Genomic DNA, 14,706 nt, shown 5'->3' with positions numbered 1-14,706 from the left:
GCTCACCTGAGCTTGACGACGACCTTGCCCTTCGCGCGGCCCGCTTCGACATAGGCCATCGCCTCGTTGATCGATTCGAACGGGAAGACCCGGTCCACCACGGGATGGAGCACGCCCACGTCGAAGAGGCGAGTGATCTCGCCCAGCTGGCTCCCGCTCGCCTTCATGAAGAGGAACGAGTAGCCGACCCCGCGGCGCCTGGCTTGTCGCCGCGCGCCCGAGCTCAGCAGCCGCATGACCCACCTCACGAACCAGGGTGCGCCGATCTCCCGGCCGAAATCGGGATCGGGCGGCCCGGAGATGGAGACGAGCTTCCCGCCGGCCTTGAGCACGCGGAGGGACTTTTCGAGCGTCTTGCCGTCCTGGCTGTTCAGGACCACGTCACAGTCGCGCAGAACATCCTCGAAATCCTGGGTCTTGTAGTCGATGACGACATCGGCGCCCAGGCGCTTCACGAGCTCGACATTGGCCGCGCTCGTCGTCGTGGCCACGGTGGCGCCGAGATGTTTGGCCAGTTGGATGGCCACGGTGCCGACGCCGCCGGAGCCGGCCTGGATGAAGACCTTCTGCCCCTTCTTCAGTCCGGCCTTCACGACCAGGGCCTGCCACGCCGTCAACGCCACCAGCGGGATGGAAGCGGCTTCTTCCATCGTCAGCCCCCGGGGCTTGAGCGCCAGCGAAGCTTCCTTGACGGGCACGAATTCAGCGAAGCTGCCGATCCGGAAATCATCCGGCCGCGCACAGACCTCATCGCCGACCTTGAACTGCCGCACGCGCGGGCCGATCTTGACGACCACCCCAGCCACATCGTGGCCGAGGATGAGCGGCAGGCGATACGGCAGGATGAGCTTGAACTCGCCGTCCCTGAGCTTGGAATCGAGCAGGTTCACGCCGGCGGCATGCACCTGGACCAGGACCTCGTCGTCGCGCAGCTCCGGAGTCGGCACCTCTGCCAGTTCCAGCGCGCGCTTCTTGCCGTATCGATGGAGAACGAATGCCTTCATGGTTGTTCTCTTGCCGCGAGGCGCATGTCCATGGTGTTTCCTTGCTATGCTGCGAACGTTAGGAGACTGATGGTCTCCAATGTAGCAGACCGACGGTCTCTTGTGCAAATCCCTTTTCGTGAAATCCCTGCCGGCGACGACCCCGATGAGTCCTCCCTCCCCGTACCTGCGCGCGCGCTCCCCCGAACAGAAGGAGGAGCGCCGCCGCCACCTGCTCGACACCGCGAAGGCGCTGCTGCTGGACATGCCGGACGTGCATGACCTGGGCATCAACGAACTGGCGCGGCGCGCCGGGATGACCAAGTCGAACGTCTACCGGTACTTCGAGAGCAGCGAAGCCGTCTTGCTGGATGTGCTGGTCGAGGAGTTCGTCGTGTGGCGTGCCGAGCTGCACAAGGCGCTGGGGCGGGACCGCAAGCGCGCAGGAACGGTCGAGCACGTCGCGCGGGCGTTCGCGGCCACCGTGGCGGCGCGCCCGCTGCTGTGCCGGCTCACCAGCATCTTCCCGTCGATCCTCGAGCACAACATCTCGGCCGGGCGCATGGTCGAGTTCAAGCGTGGCCTGCTGGCCGTGCGCCAGGAGACCGCGCTCGACTTTCACGCCTGCGTGCCGTCGATCGCGGCAGCGAGCTTCGAGCGTTGCATCCACCTGGCCCTGCCGCTGCTCATCGGGCTCTGGCCGCTCAGCCACCCGGCCCAGGTCGCGGCCGAAGTGATCGAGCTGCCCGAGCTGGCGGCCTTGCGCTACCGCTTCCAGCAGGATCTGGAAGAGGGCCTGCTGATGCTGCTGCGCAGCCTGCCGGGCGAGCAGCTGGCGGGCGGCGGGTCTCAGCGAGACTTGCGCGCTGCGTCCTGAGCGGCTCGCTCGATCACGGCAGCGACCGCCTTCGGCTGCGTCATGAAGACCGCGTGGCTGGCTTTCACCTCGGTCACGGTGGCATCGATCCGCTTGGCCATCTTGTGCAGCATCCGCACGTCGAAGGCCTTGTCGTCGGTCGCGATGACAGCCCAGCTCGGCCGGGTCCGCCACGCCGCCTGGGTGAGCTTGGTGCCGAACACCGACATGTTGATCGGCACCTGCGAGTCCCGCATGAACGCGACCTCCGCATCGGTGGCATCGCCAGCGAACCCGATCTTGAACTTGTCGCGGTTGACGAAGCCGTACCCGTCGGCCTGGACATCGATGACGAAGTCGGGGGCCGAGAACCCGGTGTACTGCTCGCTCGTCGTCTCACCGGCGTCGGGCGACAGCGCCGACACATAGACGAGGCCGACGACCTTGGGGTCGACACCGGCCTCGGTGATCACGGTGCCGCCCCAGGAGTGGCCGACGAGGATCGTCGGACCGTTCTGGAGTGCCAACGCGCGCTTGGTGGCGGCCACATCGTCGGCCAGCGAGGTCAGCGGATTCTGGACGATGGTGACCTGATAGCCGCGCTTGGTCAGTTCGTTGTAGACACCACGCCAGCCCGAGCCATCTGCGAAGGCGCCGTGCACCAGCACGACGTTCCTGACCTGGGGAGGCTGTGCGCTGGCGCCACCACCAACGCCGACGATGCTGGCGGTTGCCGCAGCTGCGACGATGAGCTTGCGAAATGTGATGTTCATGGAGAGGTTCCTTGACTGTCGAAGAGGGTTGGGTGGATTCGCGAATCGTTCCGAAATGGTAGAGAAGACGTCGGTTAACGTGGTTGCAAGTTGAGCCACCCGGTTGTGCCAAATGAACTTCATTTCCTCCAGATCGTCTTCATAAAATGTTGACGCCGGACGATTTGCGCAATAAATGTTCTCGGCTTCGAGTGCAGGTTCGAAAGGGCATTGCAAGGGGGGCGAAGACGCTTCGCCCGCTCTTGCTCAGATGCCGCAGGTCGCGCGGATCTCTTCGACGGCGCGCTCGCCGATCACGACGCAAGGCGCCATCGTGTTGCCGCTGGTGACGTGCGGCATGACGGATGCGTCAGCAATGCGCAGCCCCTGTACGCCATGGACTTTCAGGGAACCGTCGACCACCGACATCTCGTCGCGTCCCATCTTCGCCGTACAGGACTGGTGCCAGTACGTCACGGCCGCATTGCGTGCGTAGTTCTCCAGGTCCTTCCCGGCGAGCCTGCCGGGCAGGCTCTCGCGCTTGACGAGGCCCTTGAACGCGGACTGCGAGCCCAGCTCCTGCACCAACCGGATGTTCTCGAGGGCGCTTCGCAGATCGTCCGGGTCCGACAGCGTGTTGGGCTGGATGATCGGGTTGTCCATCGGGCCGGCGCCCGACAGCGTGATGCGGCCGCGGCTCTTCGGATGCGCGAGGCCCGCGAACATCGTCCAGCCATGCGCCGGCACGCCGAGCGGCGCGGTCTCCGCGCTCGGGACGGGAAATTCCACCTGGCAATGGAACATGTCTGGCAGGCGCAACGAACTGTCGCTCGACCAGTAGAGCGTCGCTTCCGAACCGCCGTGGCCGACCTGCTGGGGGTTCTCGTACTCGAAGATGACGGCGAACGAAACATGGTCCTGGTGGTTGGCACCCACGCCGGGCAAATGCTGGACGAGCGGAATGCCGTGACGGCGCAATTCGTCCTGCGGGCCGATTCCCGATTGCATCAGGACCTTGGGCGTGTTGACGGCGCCGAGCGACAGGATGACTTCGCGGTCGGCGGTGAAGCGTTCGGCGCGCCCACTGCGAACCACCTCGACGCCAACGACACGTCGGCCCTCGAACACCAGGCGGCTGACCAACGTGTGGGTCAGCACCGTCAGGTTGGCCTGGCCGCGGCAGGGGTGGACGTAGGCCCGATAGATGGAATTGCGCCGGCCGTCCTTGATGATGAGGTCGTTGATGGCAGCGCCACCGCGGCCTTCCATCATCACGCCGTTGGGGTTCTCGAAGGCAGGGATGCCGATCTGCCGCGCGGCATCGATCAGCGCGCTCGCCACCGGTTGTGGGTGGCGGGCGGGCGCGACGTGAACCGGGCCGCCCACGCCTCGACGCTTCGCATCGGGGGTGCCGCCGTAGTTTTCCACGCGCTGATAGATCTTCAGCACGGATTCATAGCCCCAGGCCGGATTCCCGCTGGCCTCGGCGAAGTCCTCCCAGTCGTTCATGTGGCCGCGCGCCCAGAGCATCACGTTGATGCTCGAGCCGCCGCCCAGGACACGCCCCATGTTCAGCGGGATCTGCCGGTTGTTGAGATGCGGGTTGGGCGCGCCGCTGAAGTTCCAGTCTCGCTCGGAGCCGAGGTTCAGCGGCCAGTTTCCAGGCTGCTGCACGTCGGGGACCTCGTCATCGCCCCCGGCCTCGATGAGCAGGACCCGCACCTCCGGGTTCTCGGCCAGGCGGCCGGCGACCACGGAGCCGGCCGTGCCGGCTCCGCACACGATGAAGTCGAAGTGGCTGTCAGGGAAGGAAACGGGTGTGGCTTGCGGTTGGGCGGGGCTCAAGGTCATGGTCATGTCCGGTGAAGAGGTGATTGCAAGTGCGACGCTGGCTGCGCGCGGCGCGGAGTGTGTTTCAAATCTATCAAATAATGCAAATTTGATAGAATTCCCGACATGCACCGTAGGTTGATCGCGGTCCTCGCCGCTGGSTTAAGCTCTGCGCCTTGCCTGTGACGCTGCCGTCCCCATCGATCCCGCGACCCCACCCCTCCATGGAAGACGACGTCCTCACCACGACGGAAGCGGCCAAGCTTCTGGGCATCTCGGTTCGCACCGCGCAGCTCTTGATCGAGGGGGGCGGGCTTCCGTCATGGAAGACGCCGGGCGGCCATCGCCGGGTTCATCGCTCCGACGTCGAAGCGCTGTTGCCGGGCAGCAGGCCTCAAGGGCGTGCGCACTCCGCGGTGGTGCTCGTGGTCACGAACGAAAGCCGCCGGCCACGGTTCGAGGCCGTGCTCGAGCGTGTCGGGCATGTGTCCCCTCAGTTCCAGATGAGCACCTGGTCCGCGGCAGCGGCCGTCGCAGGGCGCCTTCCTGCCGCCGTCGTCGTCGACCTGGAGGCCTGGGGAAGCCAGGGCCTCGGACTGCTGGAGACGCTGGCGAACGACGGCCGCTTCAAGGATGCGGAGCTCGTTGCCATCGCGCCCTCCGCGCGGCGCGGCGCATCGGCGCCGGCGGCACGCGTGCGCGAGATTCCGCTCGACCATCTGGAGGGCGTGTTGACGGAGCTTGCGCAGGACGAGGGTCAGGCCATCGACATCGCCAGCAACGGATTTCCGGTGGCTCCGAACGAGGCCAGCCGGCTGCAGGCCGTGCAACGCTCACGCCTTGTCGACACCCCTTCAGAAGCGCCATTCGACAGGGTGACGTGGCTCGCAGCGAATGACCTGAAGAGCCCCATCGCGCTGATGACGGTCCTGACCGCCGAGCGCCAGTGGTTCAAATCGCGGCAAGGATTGGACATGCCCGACACCCCGAGAAGTTGGGCCTTCTGCAACCACACCGTGCTGCAGCGCGATGTGATGGAGGTCAGGAACCTGGCGAAGCACGCGAGCTTCGCCGGCAATCCGGCGGTGGCAGGTGCCCCGCACTTCCTTTTCTATGCCGGTGCACCGGTCTACGACCCGGATGGATTCGCGCTGGGCTCCATCTGCGTCATCGACTACCGCCCGCGACAGTTGGACAAGACCCAGCGGAAGACCCTGCTGGAGCTCGCCGCGATCGCTTCCGACGCGGTGAAGCTGCGGGGGATCCAGGCGAAGCGCTAGTCGCGGGCGGCAACATCAGATCGGAATCTGCGTCGTCGACAACACCTGCTTGAGCCCGATGAACGAGCGCACCTGGCGCACGCCGGGCAGTTGCAGCAGTTGCTCCGCGTGCAGGCGGTTGAAGCTCTCGTTGTCACGGGTGCGCACGATCATGAAGTAGTCGAACTCGCCGGTGATGACATGACACTCCATGCATCCGGAGACCTTGGCGACCGCCTTCTCGAACTTCGCGAACGAGTCGGGCGTCGACCGGTCGAGCACCACGCCGATCATCACGATCATCCCCGCATCGAGCGCCCGCGGGCTCAGCAGCGCGACGATGCCGGTGATCAAGCCCAGCTTCTTCAACCGGTCGACGCGACGCAGGCAGGCGGGCGCACTCAGGTTCACCATGCGAGCCAGCGCGACGTTCGACACCGACGCATCGCGCTGCAGTGCCCGAAGAATCAACTTGTCGGTACGGTCGAGATCAGCGGCCGGCACCGGCGCCTGAACCGGGGTGGAAGCGCCCTTGGGCGAGCGAATCTTTGTTGCGTTCATTTCTCTTCTGGCGCAAGTTAATCAGATATAGGCGATCCGGAGAATACCAATGGTGCTTGGAGTCGACTTCATTTGCAACCCTGTGAACAGCCGTTGTTCCTACCATGTCGACACGTCGAACTTCACGGGACCTGCCATGAACCTGAATCGCTTCCCACGCCACGCGCTGACCTTCGGTCCTTCGCCCATTCACCCGCTGAAGCGACTGAGTGCGCATCTCGGTGGAAAGGTCGAACTGTTCGCCAAGCGAGAGGACTGCAACAGCGGCCTGGCGTTCGGCGGCAACAAGACCCGCAAGCTCGAGTACCTGATCCCCGAAGCGCTCGCGGAAGGCTGCGACACGCTGGTCTCGATCGGCGGCATCCAGTCGAACCAGACGCGCCAGGTCGCCGCGGTGGCGGCCCATCTGGGGATGAAGTGCGTGCTGGTGCAGGAAAACTGGGTCAACTACGCCGATGCTGTCTACGACCGCGTCGGCAACATCGAGATGTCGCGCATCCTCGGTGCCGACGTGCGGCTCGACGCCGCCGGGTTCGACATCGGCATTCGCCCGAGTTGGGAGCAGGCGTTGGACGATGTGAGGCGGGCCGGCGGCAAGCCCTTCCCGATCCCGGCCGGGTGCTCGGAACATCGGCTGGGCGGGCTGGGATTCGTCGGGTTCGCGGAGGAAGTGCGCGCCCAGGAATCAGCGCTCGGATTCAGGTTCGACTACATCGTCGTCTGCTCGGTCACGGGCAGCACGCAAGCCGGGATGGTGGTCGGCTTTGCCGCCGACGGCCGTGCCGATCGTGTCATCGGCATCGATGCGTCGGCCAAGCCGGCGCAGACCCGCGCGCAGATCCTGCGCATCGCGCAGCACACGGCCGAGCTGGTCTCGCTGGGCCGGGCCGTCACCGACCAGGACGTGGTGCTGGACACGCGCTTCGGCGGGCCCGAGTACGGGTTGCCGAGCGAGGGCACGCTGGAAGCGATCCGCCTTTGTGCGCGCCAGGAAGGCATGCTCACCGACCCCGTCTACGAGGGCAAGTCGATGCACGCGATGATCGAGATGGTGCGCCAGGGCGAGTTCCCTGCAGGATCGAGAGTCCTGTACGCGCACCTGGGCGGCGTGCCGGCGCTCAATGCCTACAGCTTCCTGTTTCGCAACGGCTGAAGGGCACGGCGCAAGAAAAAACGCCCTGCGCATCCATGCTACTGAACCTCCCTGTCTGTACCGCGCAGTCCCCCAAAAATCCCCCGGGCACTTCAACGAACTGGCGGGGAACCCTCAGGATCATCGGCGTGGAGCCACTGATCGCGGCGATGCGTAAGGCGTGAGCCCTCAACCTCGAATTCATCGCGAAGCGCGTGCTGCGCGTTCACCGGCAGGCCTATCCCGTGCGGCTCTCCGCGCGTTTGAACACAGCCTCGACCCAAAGCGGAAATTGGCTCAGGTTGAGCAAGGCTCCGGAAAGTGGCCGCTCAACGAGACTGTGCCGAAACCCCGTCGCAAGATCGCGAGCGGCACCAGGCATTGATGGTTGATGGATATCTGCGGCGAAGGCCCCCGGTGCACGCCTCGCCCACTATGTGCGATGCGCCAGCTTCTCGATGTTGGCAGCCGGCGCAGTCCGACGCCGCGGCCTCGTAGCGCTCGAACCGATGGTCGCGCTGACCATAGATGTGGCCGTTGCCGGTGAGCGTCTTGCCGGCCGGACACGTCGCCGTCCTGTGTCGGCGGTGATCAGCGTGTGCGGCTCGATGACGGGCGCCGCCTTGTCGATCATCGGCAGCAGCATGGCTTGCTCAGAGCCCGAGCCAGTGACCTCGACAGCCACGATGATCTGGTGCTTGCTGTCGACCGCGGCCTGCGCCGCATAGCCCTGGATCACCCCCTTGCTCGTGGCCATCTTGGCGCTGTCGGGGTCGAGCCGATCGGCCCGATGGGCCAGCTCGGCGTGCGTGCCGCTGCGCTCCTTGCTGCGGGCATCGAGTCTGGTCAGGTCCAACTCATGGTCGACCAGGTGATCCAGCGCGAACTCGAACGTTCCGGGCTGGATCTGCTCGCTGAGCATCACCGGGATGAACATCCCACCTCGTTCGACTGGCTTGTAGCGTGCCATCCTGTGCCCCCGTTGAAGCGATGGCATCGCAATCCAATTGCCGCGCCTGATTCAGGGGCGCGGAGGTTATTGCACAGTCTCAACGTTTGACGTGAGAGGCGTTGACCGGCTTGCCGGGCAGCGTCCTCTCGATGGAAGGGAAGGCGTCATTCGCCTGGAGGCTGTTGTCGAAGCATTGAAGAAAGCCGTCCCATCGTTCGTCGTGTAGTTCGTGCTCCACGAAATTCCCATTCGTGTACTCACCGATGGTGCGACGCCAGAACGCCTGAGCAAGGAAGTTGAGGGGCATTTGTCCGACCTCCCACTTGCCACGAAACTGATCGAAGATGAACCGGGCCCCCTTGGTTCCAACCCCGGTTCGCCTGTACCTTTTCATTACGAAGAACTGCCCCATCCAGAAGTCGTTCTCGGGGAGGCTCACATCCGGATCCACCAGCCCGAAGCCGGCGTAGTTTCCGTCAACCAGGAAGAAGTAGGCGCGCAGCCGTGGATTGCGAAGGTAGCGATCGACGGCGAAGCCATACTCGCCATGCATGTTCAGGGTCTGAGGCCAGACCTCGGACAAGTCGTACTGATACAACTCGAGCATTCGAGAGAGTACAGCCTTGTCTTGCCACTCAGCGACGCGAAAAGTGATGTCAGGCATATATGGAGCGTGGGAAGACCACGGTTTGCCCGCGGTGCCTAACGTGTTGCAGGGCAACACGCGGTGCGACATATCACGGCAAACCGTGCAGCAACCGGTCGGGCAGGACCTGCGGCAAGTATCTGCTGCATCTTCAATTTCCCTCATTGACTGTTTATTTGCACAGCACCAAATTCCCCGTCAAAAGCCGCATCAGTTACAAGCGCCGGGCAGGTCTTGCGGCGTCCCCCGGGGAGGCATCGCCAAGCAGTCTTCCGTCTCCCGCTCTTCGCAACCGTGCACTCCTCTTTGCCCCGGCTCCGTCAAAGACCTGCCGCCGTTGAAGGCCACCCGGCTGCTGGACCGGGTCCGCGAACGCATCAAAGTCGGCTGGACTGCCATCTATCAGCGTGCTCTGAAGCGGACACTGGCGAGCTTCTCAATCTGGCCAGCTGCTGGCATTCGACCACGAGGCGCGAATGTCAGCAATGGCTTGACCTGCAGCCAACAGATCGTCGAAGGCTGGTGGAGCCCTTCATAATCAAAACCTGACCCCCGCTTGTTCGAGATGCCGACTTTCATCATGGATAAATTCTTGCTGCAGCAACAGGTGCTGGAACGGCTCGCCGAAGACCTGCTGCAAGCCGAACAGGCAATGCGGGCGGCCCATGAAACGGCGACTCACGAAGAAAACATCGCCGAGAACAAATACGACACATTGGGACTCGAAGCCGCCTACCTGGCCACCGGCCAAGCTCGTCGCGCCGAAGCCATCCGCCAGGCGATGGCCAATTGGCGCCAATTCCGCCCGCTCCCCTACGACGCCAGCAAAGGTATACAGCTCGGCGCGCTGGTCTGCCTGGTCGATTCCGACGACAAGCGGCAACAGCTCTTTCTCGGCCCAGATGGAGGCAGCATGAAGTTGGTCAGCGGCGGTCAGCTCGTTCAGGTCATCAGCAGCGAGGCCCCGCTGGGCAGGGCCATGCTGGGCAAATGCGAGGGTGATGAGGTGTCGATACAGGTCGCTCCAATCCGACAGCAGTTTGAGGTGCTGCGGGTTCATTGAGCTGCGAGCAAGTTCGCGCCGAATTGATCAGAAATTACTCGCCCCGACCCCTTTAGGACGCTCTGCACAACTCCTGGCCAGCTATGCAGAGTTCGTTCGCGCTCTCGGCCTCGCGCACATCAATTCACTTCGGTGGCACTGACCGCGAGGCAGGTCAGGGTTGGCATTTGCCCGACGCTCTGCCGAGTTCAGCGCCGCACAGCAGTTGTTGAAGGCGAGCTGCTCGGGAGCAGTCGTTCGTCAACGGGTGAACTCGACCCTGAGCTGCCCTTCGAGGTGTCGAGGTGCGCGGCTGCGAACCGGACATTCGCCGAGGGCGGCCGTGGATGCCCGTATCCGACCCGTTGCGGTCCTTCGGGTTGCCAGTCTCGCCGCCGAAAGGCAGTCGTTCAACATGAGCGGCGACCGCAGGCGTGCGACGCATGCCGGAGGACGTCTGCTTGATGAAGGCGCTAGATGTCACTCTCGACCTCCCCCTTCGCCGCAGGAACGACAAGCCGGGCGAAGAGATGCGACTTCACGATGAAGAACACTGCAAGCCCCGCCTCAAAAGCGGCGACCGCAACGTCGAGCTTCGCTTCTGCGGCGAGCGCAGAGAACGAAGAGCTACCGTCATTGAGCATGAGCGACCGAAAGATGAGCCAAACGAGCGAGGGGGACGCCTTTGCCAGCAGCCACAAGCCGACCAGGCTGCAACCAACACGTGCCAATTCATGGGCACGAAACGACAGCCGGTTTTCGTGCTGAGTGCGCGGCAACAGCTTGTGGGCAACGACCATGGGGAAGAACCACAGAATCAGTGCACCCGCTACGTAGAGACCACCAATGGCATAGGCGACCGCGATATTGGCGTCGTTGCCCAGCGGTGGCGCCGAGGCCAGCGCCTTTGGAATGGAAACGAAGTAGGCGACKCTGGTAAGAGCCAGCCAGGTTGCAAAGAGCCGCACTGCGATGCCAACGAGTTGTTGTGGTGTCATGTGATCTCTCCCTCGCCGGAGGAGTACGCGTCATTCTGCGGTTCAGCACGAAACATTACATCAAATCTCAGAACGTACTTCAGACCGTGCCTGACCTCTGCGCCTTCGTGGACGAGCCCGTGCTGGAAGATCAGCGCCGTGCCGGCCGCCCCTACAACCTTTGCTGCTTCAAAGCGAGTGGCGCCCCCCTCATACCCTTCGTTCAGGCAAATCATGAAGGTGAGCAGGCTGATCTCTCCAGTGCTTCTGCGAAACGGTATGTCTGCATGCCAAGTGAATCGCTGACCTGGAACGTACCGATAGAGGCGAAATCGCTCGTTCAGGCCGACAGGCTGCCTGCCCCCGATCAATTTAGGAAGGTGAGGTGAAGCACGCTGCCAGAGCTTCTCAGCGAGCAAGTAGTCATCCCATATCTGCCGATCGTTGTTGCGCGTTTCTTCTTGAATTCTCACGCCTGTAGCAGAAACGATGGGAGCCGACTCGAACGCGGAACTCTCCGCCCAAGCGATGAACTCGGCGCATTCGATCGAGGTGAGGAATCGGCTTACCGTGAAGATTCCAGGGGAGATGTCTGTGCGTTGCATGGTGTCGAACGTTTGGCAGGAGCGCGACTGCTCGAAGCTGCCTACCCTGGCCGAGAGGTCGTAGCCTACTCGAAAGCCGCCGCTGACGATCGGCGTCTAGTGGCCGAGATCAAGATGAAGCAAAGAGAAGCCGACGACCGTCGTCGGCCACCTCTGGCCGAGCGACTACCTGCAGGAACTTCTCAAAGCAGGGCACGAGCCACCAACCCGCGTCATGGTCAAACGGAGCAGGCTCCCCCGATGCGTTGTAGATGACTTTCGCCGTGTTCTCTGCCACGTACAGCATGCTCTTCAAGAGCGGACCGACGGATACATCTGCTTGCTCGCCAGCTAGCGTGATTGCGCGAACGTCAGAGAACGCGGCGTGAGCGAATCGCCAATCGGATGGAGCGTCTGCCAGTGCAGCGACACGCGCGATCGACGGTACTGAGGGGCCGTATCGCATGCAGAACTTCAGCAGTCCTGTCGCCCATCTCACCTGCTCCTCTGGCGACAGCTCTTCGCAGAGCACTCGCCCACAGTCAAGGAAGCGCCCCTGCGACCAGGCTACCTCACCAGAAATGAACGATTGGCTCCGCGGCATGGGGACTACTATCGCACGGCCTCGAAGCAGACTCTCGTGAGCGTCGGCATCTGGCCGAATGTGGGCGGTCCTCAGGCCACCTGTGGATCGCTGAACGCAGCCAGCACTACGAAACTCGCTACCGCCAACAGCGCCAGAAAGAATAGATGCCAACCGAGGCGTAAGTAGGCGCAGTAACGCGAGTAGCGCTCGTCTTTCGCAGCCAGGTACCGCCTCTCGTCCAGAAAACTGAGGATGCCCCCGCGGACGCTTGTTCGCTGCAACCAGAGCCACGCCTCCGGCTCTCCCTCTGCCGCCCAGACGGCAGGAAACCGTTGCTTCAACTCCCTGGCCGCCAATGCAGTCGAGATGACCAGCATGGCGATCAGCGCAAAAAGCAGGACCACGGCAATGGTGGCAATCAGTCGCATCAGAGGACTCTCCATCGTTGGGGCGATAGCCTATCCGAAAGCTTCTGCTGGCGGTCGGTGGCTCAGTCCCTGAAGTGAGAGTGACAGTACGCCTCGCCTGTCGCGGGTTGGGATGACGCGTACGGTGCTCGGTCGGAGACAGCACTGCGAGGCCGGCTAAGGTGGGAAGCGCTTGCCTGAAACCGGTCATGGGCGAACTGCTGCTTGTGGCCGACTGTTGCCGATCGGCCGAGGTGCCTGTTCGCCTGTAGGCGACCCGTTGCGGTCGTTCAAGCCCTTCGATTCAACTCGGCGAAGCCGCGGTTGAGCAGCTCATCCGCCTTTCAAAGCGAAGGACTCACGAGTTGCCGCGACGCTTGCTCGCAGATCACGCAGCATCGGAAGGACTGCCACGAAGTTGCGAACCAGATCGCGTTCGCTCATCACCGGCAGAGGAAACCTGATCTGATAAACACCCCATCTGGTCGCAGACGCGCTGGATATCTCGCGGACCTCCGGCCCTGAGGACTCCCATGCGATGCCAGCCTGCCAGCCGTCAGGATCGACGACGAAGAGGTCGCCATTGACCTTGGGCCACGGGCCAGGCCATGGGACGCCAACATAGCCAAGCGCCCAGCCGTCAAGCAGCGAGCCTTCGATCAGCTTGGCTGCGTCGTATGCATCTTCAATGTGTCGAGTGGACAACATATGCCTGCGGCGACTAGCCGAATCCTCGAAGTCCCTCGCTGAACCGAAGGTAGGGAATCTTGGCATTGCACAGCAGGTCCTTGAGATCGGGGCTCGCGAAAACATGCGAGTCATTCATCACCAGCAGACGTGACCCATCCATCGAAAGATCTCGCATCTGATCGGGCGTGAAGAACTGGCCAATGCGAACTCGCGCGAGAGTGTGATTCTCTTGTCCGCTGACCGGATCAAAGACAACCGCCGGCTCGAACGCGACTCGATCCAAGTCGAAACTTCGCAGGAGTTCAGCTAGCCCTCGCTCGACCAAGAGGCAGCGATGCAGTTGATACCAAGGCGCAAGCACACCTCGCTCGAGTTGCTGGAAGCGCCCATCGGCACGCTCATACAGACGCGCGCCGTCCAATTCGCACCACACGTGAAAAGGTAGAGCCATCGACGATGTTTCGAAGAGAAGCGGCGAAGTCGACATTCTGCAGGGAAGACCTGAAAGCAGTCATCGGCGACCGACGGCATGTGGCCGACATGCGACTTCCGCCGAGTGGCGCGAAGGTTGGTCGCGCCCGTCCACTGTAGAGTGCGCCGTACGAACTGTATACAGAGTCAACAAATGATCGAACTCGAACTATTGGAAGAGATGTTTTCGAGCATCGCGAGCGGCGCGAGATGGGACATGTCGAAGCCCATGCTGTGGGGATACTTCTTCACTGATGCTTCTGAGGAAAAGCTCACCTCAATCGTTCCCGCCCTCGAACGCGACGGATGCAGGTTCGTCGACTTGTACGTTCCGGACTTGGACGAAGGCGAGCAGCCCTACTACTTCTTGCACGTGGAGAAGGAGGAGGTTCACACGCCCGCGAGCCTGTTTGAGAGGAACGGTCAGTTCTACGCCCTGGCTGAACGCTACGGCCTTGGCAGCTACGACGGAATGGACGTTGGGCCCATCCTCGCACCATAGCGTCCCCGCCCATTGGCAAACCCGTAAGCGGACACTGGCGACCGACCGGTTGTGGCCGGTCAGCGACGCTCGTCGCGTGACGCCGATGCGATCGGATCACCGGTGTCGTGGCAGGTCAAAGAGTTCGAGAGCCCACGGCACAAGCAGCGTCGCACCCGTTCGAATTGACTCCTCGGTCGGGTCGCTCAGGCACAGGACTGCATCCTCGTACCGTACGCGCAAACACACAGCAAAGACCTCCCCCGTTTGGCTCCTATAGGCCCACCAGTCCTCTTCGCCACCAAAGGTGCAGAGACTGTCAGTCTCCACGTAGAACGGGTCGCCGAGGTGAGTGCGAAGAGCACTTCGCGAAACACCTCGTGCCCACCCAACTTCCCACAACTGAGTGCCTGGTTCTCCTGGTGCGATCGGTATGAGTGAAGCGAGCATTGCAGGGAGCATGTGCGGTTGCCGACGACTGCAGGCTACCCTAAAGC

General features: G+C 62.9%; 16 protein-coding genes. 5 read left to right on the top strand and 11 right to left on the bottom strand.

Annotated features, from left to right (window positions below; all coding sequences use genetic code 11):
* Positions 1–2 precede the first annotated feature (2 nt).
* A complete protein-coding gene (locus AC1DXV_RS01080) occupies positions 3–1,004 on the bottom strand; it encodes an NADP-dependent oxidoreductase (RefSeq protein WP_477864108.1) in 1,002 nt (333 codons plus the stop codon).
* A gap of 145 nt (positions 1,005–1,149) precedes the next feature.
* On the opposite strand from AC1DXV_RS01080, the gene AC1DXV_RS01075 reads away from it, so the two are divergent.
* On the top strand, positions 1,150–1,860 hold the full coding sequence (locus tag AC1DXV_RS01075) for a TetR/AcrR family transcriptional regulator (RefSeq protein ID WP_477864107.1): 711 nt from the start codon (positions 1,150–1,152) through the stop codon (positions 1,858–1,860).
* On the opposite strand, the gene AC1DXV_RS01070 is transcribed toward AC1DXV_RS01075, so the two are convergent.
* Complete coding sequence (locus AC1DXV_RS01070) at positions 1,833–2,612, bottom strand: alpha/beta fold hydrolase (protein ID WP_477932137.1); 780 nt, start codon at positions 2,610–2,612, stop codon at positions 1,833–1,835. The two genes, AC1DXV_RS01075 and AC1DXV_RS01070, sit on opposite strands and share 28 nt — an antisense overlap.
* Positions 2,613–2,858: 246 nt before the next feature.
* Positions 2,859–4,442: a GMC family oxidoreductase gene (locus AC1DXV_RS01065; protein WP_477864105.1), complete on the bottom strand. Its 1,584-nt coding sequence runs from the start codon at positions 4,440–4,442 to the stop codon at positions 2,859–2,861.
* A gap of 203 nt (positions 4,443–4,645) precedes the next feature.
* Here AC1DXV_RS01065 and AC1DXV_RS01060 point away from each other — a divergent pair, with 203 nt between their 5' ends.
* Entirely contained in the window at positions 4,646–5,701 is a 1,056-nt protein-coding gene (locus AC1DXV_RS01060; protein ID WP_477864104.1) for a helix-turn-helix domain-containing protein, read from the top strand.
* A gap of 15 nt (positions 5,702–5,716) precedes the next feature.
* Here the strand turns inward: AC1DXV_RS01060 and AC1DXV_RS01055 are convergent, their stop codons facing one another.
* Complete coding sequence (locus tag AC1DXV_RS01055) at positions 5,717–6,241, bottom strand: Lrp/AsnC family transcriptional regulator (protein ID WP_477864103.1); 525 nt, start codon at positions 6,239–6,241, stop codon at positions 5,717–5,719.
* A gap of 136 nt (positions 6,242–6,377) precedes the next feature.
* Here AC1DXV_RS01055 and AC1DXV_RS01050 point away from each other — a divergent pair, with 136 nt between their 5' ends.
* Positions 6,378–7,394, top strand: coding sequence for a 1-aminocyclopropane-1-carboxylate deaminase (locus tag AC1DXV_RS01050; protein WP_477864102.1), 1,017 nt, complete (start codon positions 6,378–6,380; stop codon positions 7,392–7,394).
* A 412-nt stretch (positions 7,395–7,806) separates the two neighbouring features.
* Here the strand turns inward: AC1DXV_RS01050 and AC1DXV_RS01045 are convergent, their stop codons facing one another.
* Positions 7,807–8,343 carry a hypothetical protein gene (locus tag AC1DXV_RS01045; protein WP_477932135.1) on the bottom strand — a complete coding sequence of 179 codons (537 nt, stop codon included), beginning with the start codon at positions 8,341–8,343 and terminating at the stop codon, positions 7,807–7,809.
* A gap of 79 nt (positions 8,344–8,422) precedes the next feature.
* The gene (locus AC1DXV_RS01040) at positions 8,423–8,989 is read right to left on the bottom strand and encodes a GNAT family N-acetyltransferase (RefSeq protein WP_477864100.1); all 567 of its coding nucleotides are present in this window, start codon (positions 8,987–8,989) and stop codon (positions 8,423–8,425) included.
* A 562-nt stretch (positions 8,990–9,551) separates the two neighbouring features.
* On the opposite strand from AC1DXV_RS01040, the gene AC1DXV_RS01035 reads away from it, so the two are divergent.
* The gene (locus tag AC1DXV_RS01035) at positions 9,552–10,034 is read left to right on the top strand and encodes a GreA/GreB family elongation factor (protein ID WP_477864129.1); all 483 of its coding nucleotides are present in this window, start codon (positions 9,552–9,554) and stop codon (positions 10,032–10,034) included.
* A gap of 452 nt (positions 10,035–10,486) precedes the next feature.
* Here the strand turns inward: AC1DXV_RS01035 and AC1DXV_RS01030 are convergent, their stop codons facing one another.
* The 5 genes from AC1DXV_RS01030 to AC1DXV_RS01010 form a co-directional block, all read right to left on the bottom strand.
* Positions 10,487–11,011, bottom strand: a complete 525-nt coding sequence (locus tag AC1DXV_RS01030) for a hypothetical protein (RefSeq protein WP_477932133.1) — start codon at positions 11,009–11,011, stop codon at positions 10,487–10,489.
* Positions 11,008–11,595 carry a 2OG-Fe(II) oxygenase gene (locus AC1DXV_RS01025; protein ID WP_477864098.1) on the bottom strand — a complete coding sequence of 196 codons (588 nt, stop codon included), beginning with the start codon at positions 11,593–11,595 and terminating at the stop codon, positions 11,008–11,010. Before AC1DXV_RS01025 ends, AC1DXV_RS01030 begins: the two co-directional genes overlap by 4 nt.
* 654 nt (positions 11,596–12,249) lie before the next feature.
* Entirely contained in the window at positions 12,250–12,588 is a 339-nt protein-coding gene (locus AC1DXV_RS01020; protein ID WP_477932131.1) for a hypothetical protein, read from the bottom strand.
* Between the two features lie 312 nt (positions 12,589–12,900).
* Complete coding sequence (locus AC1DXV_RS01015; protein ID WP_477868281.1) at positions 12,901–13,272, bottom strand: hypothetical protein; 372 nt, start codon at positions 13,270–13,272, stop codon at positions 12,901–12,903.
* Between the two features lie 16 nt (positions 13,273–13,288).
* The gene (locus tag AC1DXV_RS01010; RefSeq protein ID WP_477868283.1) at positions 13,289–13,744 is read right to left on the bottom strand and encodes a hypothetical protein; all 456 of its coding nucleotides are present in this window, start codon (positions 13,742–13,744) and stop codon (positions 13,289–13,291) included.
* A 138-nt stretch (positions 13,745–13,882) separates the two neighbouring features.
* On the opposite strand from AC1DXV_RS01010, the gene AC1DXV_RS01005 reads away from it, so the two are divergent.
* Positions 13,883–14,230 (top strand): ribonuclease E inhibitor RraB, encoded by a 348-nt coding sequence (locus AC1DXV_RS01005; protein WP_477868285.1) that lies wholly within the window; start codon positions 13,883–13,885, stop codon positions 14,228–14,230.
* Positions 14,231–14,706 lie beyond the last annotated feature (476 nt).

This window comes from Rhizobacter sp. P3_C12 (assembly GCF_056402735.1).
This window is presented reverse-complemented; position numbering and strand designations above follow the sequence as displayed.